The sequence below is a fragment of the Streptomyces sp. W16 genome (genome assembly GCF_033194735.1).
In the GTDB taxonomy this organism is placed as follows: Bacteria; Actinomycetota; Actinomycetes; order Streptomycetales; family Streptomycetaceae; genus Streptomyces.
Genome location: NZ_JAWOAI010000574.1, coordinates 1 through 5772, shown reverse-complemented (window position 1 = coordinate 5772; position 5772 = coordinate 1). Strand labels below are relative to the sequence as shown.

6 protein-coding genes are annotated in these 5772 nt (G+C 70.5%); 2 read left to right on the top strand and 4 right to left on the bottom strand.

The features are described 5' to 3' along the window. The 3 genes from R6V09_RS44145 to R6V09_RS44135 form a co-directional block, all read right to left on the bottom strand. A partial coding sequence (locus tag R6V09_RS44145; RefSeq protein ID WP_317887123.1) for a hypothetical protein occupies window positions 1-750 on the bottom strand: 750 nt, incomplete at its 3' end. Window positions 751-758: 8 nt separating this feature from the next. After that, on the bottom strand, window positions 759-1013 hold the full coding sequence (locus R6V09_RS44140) for a MoaD/ThiS family protein (RefSeq protein WP_317887122.1): 255 nt from the start codon (window positions 1011-1013) through the stop codon (window positions 759-761). Window positions 1014-1050: 37 nt separating this feature from the next. Next, window positions 1051-1935 carry an alpha/beta hydrolase gene (locus R6V09_RS44135; protein ID WP_317887121.1) on the bottom strand — a complete coding sequence of 295 codons (885 nt, stop codon included), beginning with the start codon at window positions 1933-1935 and terminating at the stop codon, window positions 1051-1053. A gap of 214 nt (window positions 1936-2149) precedes the next feature. On the opposite strand from R6V09_RS44135, the gene R6V09_RS44130 reads away from it, so the two are divergent. Both R6V09_RS44130 and R6V09_RS44125 read left to right on the top strand, forming a co-directional pair. Next, the gene (locus R6V09_RS44130; RefSeq protein ID WP_317887120.1) at window positions 2150-2950 is read left to right on the top strand and encodes a response regulator transcription factor; all 801 of its coding nucleotides are present in this window, start codon (window positions 2150-2152) and stop codon (window positions 2948-2950) included. Between the two features lie 118 nt (window positions 2951-3068). Further along, window positions 3069-4094 (top strand): LacI family DNA-binding transcriptional regulator, encoded by a 1026-nt coding sequence (locus R6V09_RS44125; RefSeq protein ID WP_317887119.1) that lies wholly within the window; start codon window positions 3069-3071, stop codon window positions 4092-4094. Window positions 4095-4121: 27 nt separating this feature from the next. Here the strand turns inward: R6V09_RS44125 and R6V09_RS44120 are convergent. Continuing rightward, window positions 4122-5772: trypsin-like serine protease (locus R6V09_RS44120; RefSeq protein ID WP_317887118.1), on the bottom strand; the 1651-nt coding region annotated here is incomplete at its 5' end.

The following is a 5772-nucleotide window of genomic DNA, read 5'->3' as shown; positions in this document are numbered from 1 at the left end:
CGTCGCCATCAGGCTCGTGATCCGGGTGTCCGGGTCGGCGTGCGAGCGCAGCTGCATCACGAGGGAGAGCAGGACCCAGACGCCGAGGGTGCCGAGGATCGCGGCCGGGCCGTTGTCCCGGCCGGCCGCCAGCAGCGCCACGTCCGCGACGAGCGCGCCCGCGAAGGCCAGCGCGATGCCCTGCCGGGCGGGCCACATCCCGTTCAGCCGGAACCAGCCCGCCGCCGTCACCGCCTGGAGCACGACGAGCGGTACGACGAGGGCGTACGACCCGATCTGCGCGGTGACGGAGAGGAGCAGCGCCAGGACGGCGGTGAGGCCGGCGGGCTGCATCCCGGGCTCGATGATCGGCGAGCGGCCCTCCAGCCGGGCCCGCTGGGCATCGGTGATCCGGGCGTTGCCGGCGAGGGTGGAGGGGCCGTAGCCGGCGGCTGCCTCGTCGGTGGCAGCGGGGGGCGCGGTCACGGGGGCCTGGGCGTGGGGGTCGTAACTCGGCGTCGCCGCTTGGTAGTTCTGCGGCGGGAAGTACGCCAGGTCGGACGCGGAGGGTCTCGACTGCTGGACCTGCGTGTCCCAGGTCTGGCCCTGCCACTGCTGGGTGTACTGCTGCGCGGCCTGCGGGTCTTCGTACGCCTGCTGCTGATGTCCGGGCCAGGCCTGCGCCTGCTGTTGCTGTGCCTGCTGGGGCTGTTGCTGCTGGGCGTAGGGGTCGTAGCCCTCGCCATAGCCCTCGTACGGCTGGTTGCTCATCGCTTCGCTCATCCTCCTGCGAACGGCGGGAGCACCTCGACCGTGCCGCCCTCGGCCAGCCGTACCGTCTCATGTCCGCGGGTGCCCACGGGGTCACCGTCGACGAGGAAGGAGCATCGCAGCAGTACGCGGGCGAGTTCCCCGGGGTGTCGCTCGCGTACCTCGGCGAGGGCCTCGGCGAGGGTGGCCGCGTCGTACGGCTCCTCGGCGATCCCGGCCGCGGCCTTCGCGGCGGCCCAGTAGCGCACCGTGACCTTTGGCATCCGCTTCCTCAATCGATCGGGGGCTGCAACCGTCAGGCTAGCTCTCCTGTGAACCGGCCCAGCGACCGATGCGGGCCAGGAGGTCGTCGGTGGCCGCGTGTTCGGCGTGGCCCATGCCCGGCTCCAGCCAGAGTTCGGCGTGGTCACCGGCGGCGTCGGCCAGCATGCGGGGGTGGTCGAGGGGGAAGTAGCCGTCGATCTCGCCGTGCACGACGAGGAGCGGGGTGGGCGCGATGCGCGGGACCGCCTCCACCGGGGAGAGCGGGACCGGGTCCCAACCGCTGCGCTCGATACGGGTCCTGAGGCCGAGGCGGCCCACGAGGCGGCCCTCCGGGCGGGTCACCAGCCAGTGGAGCTTGCGCATGGGGGCCGTGCCCCGGTAGTACCAGCGGGCCGGCGCACTCACCGAAACCACCGCGTCCGTGTGCGCTTCCGTGCGCCCCCTGCGCCCCTGACCGTCCGCGTCACCCTCCGGGCCGTAGAGCGCCGCATGCCGCAGCACCACGGAACCGCCCATCGAGAAGCCGACGGTGACCACGCGCGCGTGCCCCTGCTCGCGCGCCCAGGCGACCGCCGCCGCCAGATCGAGCACCTCGCGGTCGCCGACGGTGGACCGTCCGCCGGACCTTCCGTGGCCCCGGAAGGAGAACGTGACCACGGCCCCGTACTGCGTGAACGCCTCGACCACCCGGCGCACGTGCGGCTTGTCCACATCGCCCGTGAAACCGTGCGCCACGACGAACACCAGGTCACCGGAAGATGGCGCGGAGGCGTCGTATACGGCCACTGCCGGGTCGTATACGGAATCGATCGTCACCCCGTCGTCGGTGTGCAGAAACGTCCGCAAAGGTGTGCGTCTGATCGTCTCAGAGTTCGGACGAACGGTGGATCGTGCCACATGACCTGCCGTACCAGCGCTCATGTGGGCTATTCTGCTCGACAGAGGACTCGGGCAGCGAAGCCCCCGGGTCCTTTTGTGCTTTCGGGAGCGTTGTATACGAAGCGGGAAACCTCGGGAAACCACAGGTGACCGCGGAGAGACCGCCATAGATACAGAGCCCCCGGGATCACAAAGCAGTGCCGCAATGCCGCAGTGCCGCAAACGTCCTCGCAGGGACCGAGGAGGAACCAGACATATGAGTTCTCTGCTGCTCCTGACCAATGCCCTCCAGCCGTCTACGGAGGTGCTTCCGGCCCTTGGCCTGCTGCTGCACAACGTGCGCGTGGCACCGGCGGAAGGCCCCGCTCTCGTCGACACCCCCGGTGCCGACGTCATCCTCATCGACGGCCGCCGTGACCTGCCTCAGGTGCGCAGCCTGTGTCAGCTCCTCCGCTCCACCGGACCGGGGTGCCCGCTCATCCTCGTCGTCACCGAGGGCGGCCTCGCCGCCGTCACCGCCGACTGGGGCATCGACGACGTACTGCTCGACACGGCCGGTCCGGCCGAGGTCGAGGCGCGACTGCGCCTGGCCATGGGCCGCCAGCAGATCGTCAACGACGACTCCCCCATGGAGATCCGCAACGGCGATCTCTCCGTGGACGAGGCGACGTACTCCGCCAAGCTCAAGGGCCGGGTCCTCGACCTGACCTTCAAGGAGTTCGAGCTCCTCAAGTACCTCGCCCAGCACCCGGGCCGCGTCTTCACGCGCGCCCAGCTGCTGCAGGAGGTCTGGGGCTACGACTACTTCGGCGGTACGCGGACGGTCGACGTCCACGTACGACGCCTGCGCGCGAAGCTCGGCCCCGAGCACGAGTCGCTGATCGGGACCGTCCGGAACGTCGGTTATCGATTCGTTACTCCGGAGAAGGGTGACCGGGGCGGCGAGGAGGCCAAGCTCAAGGCGAACGCCGCGCTCGCGGGTGCAAAGCCGGAGGATGCGGACGAGACGGCCGACTCGGCCGCCCTGGACGCCGCCGAGATCGCGGCCGAGGCGTAACCCGCTTCCGGGCAGGGCATCGCTTCCGCACAGCCTCCGCACGGAGAAGCTGTGCGGAAGCGATGGGAAGCTTCGAAACGCCCTGCCCAGGGCGGGTCAATCCGCGTAGACTCCGCGCGTGGCCAAGGTGACTCGGGATGATGTGGCGCGGCTGGCGGGTACTTCGACCGCCGTTGTCAGCTATGTCATCAACAACGGACCCCGGCCGGTTGCCCCGGCCACGCGCGAGCGTGTCCTCGCCGCGATCAAGGAACTGGGGTACCGACCGGACCGGGTGGCCCAGGCCATGGCGTCGCGGCGCACGGACCTCATAGGCCTGATCGTGCCGGACGCGCGCCAGCCCTTCTTCGGGGAGATGGCGCACGCGGTCGAACAGGCCGCGTCCGAGCGCGGAAAGATGGTGCTGGTCGGGAACTCCGACTACGTGGCCGAGCGCGAGGTCCACTACCTGCGCGCGTTCCTCGGCATGCGCGTCTCCGGCCTGATCCTCGTCAGCCACGCGCTGAACGACCTCGCCGCCGCCGAGATCGAGGCCTGGGACGCCCGGGTCGTCCTTCTCCACGAACGCCCCGAGGCCATCGACGACGTGGCCGTCGTCACGGACGACCTCGGCGGCGCCCAGCTCGCCGTACGCCACCTCCTGGAGCACGGCTACGACTACGTCGCCTGTATGGGCGGTACGGCGGACACGCCGTCCGTCGGCGACCCGGTCTCCGACCACGTCGAGGGCTGGCGGCGCGCGATGACCGAGGCCGGTCTGCCGACCGAGGACCGCCTGTTCGAGGCGCCGTACAACCGCTACGACGCCTACCAGGTCGCCCTGGGGATCCTCTCCGGGCCCCGGCGACCGCCCGCGATCTTCTGCTCCACCGACGACCAGGCGATCGGCCTGCTGCGCGCGGCCCGTGAGCTGCGCATCGACGTGCCGCGGGAGCTCGGTGTCATCGGCTTCGACGACATCAAGGAAGCCGCCCTCGCGGATCCGCCGATGACGACGATCGCTTCGGACCGTCCGGCGATGGCCAGGGCGGCCGTGGACCTCGTGCTCGACGACGGGCTGCGGGTGGCCGGCTCCCGCCGCGAGCGGCTGAAGGTGTTCCCCTCCCGCCTGGTGACCCGGCGGTCCTGCGGCTGCGAAGCCTGACCGGACCGCCGAGTCACTGCGTTCGGTTCAGAACAGCAGGTTGTACTGGTTGTAGCCGGTACCCAGCTTGATCCGCGTCCCGAAGAGCGCCGTCGTCGCCTTGTTGGTGCCCGGGTAGAGCCAGAGCGTGCCGCCCGAGTCGCGGGTGACGACGTCCGCGATGCCGTCTCCCGTGACGTCGCCGTTGGAGACGTACGAGGTGAAGTTCCAGCCGGTGCGGGCCTGGACGCGGGGCTTCCACGGGGCCTTCTCGACCTGGGTGCCGGCGTAGAGGTACAGGACGCCGGAGGAGTTGCGGACCAGGAGGTCGGCGCGGCCGTCGCCGGTCAGGTCGCCGTGGCCGAAGATCTTGACGTTCTTCCAGGCCTTGTTCACGACCTTGACCCGGCCGTAGAACTGGCCGTTGCCCTTGCCCGGGTAGAGGTAGACCGAGCCGTCGGCGTCCACCGCGACCAGGTCGGGGCGGGCGTCGCCGGTCAGGTCGCCGGGGATCGCGTACGACTTGTAGCCGCCCCACACCGAGCTGATCTGCATCCACGTGAACTCGCCCGTGGAGTGGTTCACGTAGTCGCGGTAGAGGTGGCCGTCCGTCTTGTCGCGGACGATCAAGTCCTGGTAGTAGTCCCGGTCCAGGTCGGCCTGCAGGCCCCAACTGGCCGTCTGCCAGCCGCTGCCCAGGTAGGCGCGCTGCGCGAGCGAGGTGCCCTTGCTGTCCTGTTCGAAGAGGCCGCCCGAGGGCGTACGGCCCACCACGTCGGCGCGGCCGTCGAAGGACAGGTCGGTGTCGTCGATGCGCGGCTGGGCGGCCCAGGTGTACGAGCCGACCTTGGTGAAGACCGGGTAGGCGCCCTTGGCGGTGCAGCCGGCCACGCCCCAGGAGACGATGCCGATGACCTTGTTGTCGACGATCACCGGACCGCCGGAGTCGCCGTTGCAGGGGCTGGTGGTGCCCTCGTCGGTGCCGGAGGCGGGGGTGCCCGCGCAGAACATCGAGCCCTCGATGAACTCGTCGTCCCCGAGGACCGACTTCATCGCGCTGTCGCAGGTCGCGTCGTCGACGATCGGCAGCGTGGCCTTGCGCAGGTTCGCGGAGAGCTCGGTGCCGGTGCCTGAGGTCAGGCCCCAGCCGTAGACCGTGGCCTTCGCTCCCGGGGTGACGTAGCCGAGGTCGTTCAGGTAGGCCAGCCGCATCCACTGCTGGTCCAGGGGGCGGTCCAGGGTGAGGACCGCGATGTCGTTCTGGGCCGTGGTGGCGTTGAAGCGCGGGTGGTTCCACTGGTGCAGGACGCCCGTGACCGTGCCGGACGTGTCGTCGTAGAGGCCGGTCGCACCGGCCAGGACCGCGCCGTTCTTGACCCAGTCCAGGCCCGCGACACAGTGCGCGGCGGTGAGGACCTTGTTCGGGGCGACCAGGGTGCCGCCGCAGAAGTAGCCGTCGCCGGTGGTGTCGTCGTAGTAGGCGAGCTGGACCATCCAGGGCGCGCTGGAGATCGTGGTCTCCGTGCCGCCGATGATGTACGGGGACTTGGTCGCCGTCTTCTTGGCGGTCGCCTGGGTGCGGGCGGCGTCGACGACGCGGGAGCGCAGTTCCTTGTCGGAGGCGGTGGGCTGCGGGAGCACCGCCTGGGCGGCAGCGGCGGCGGACGGCAGTCCGGGCGGGCCGTCGGCGGCGGTGGCG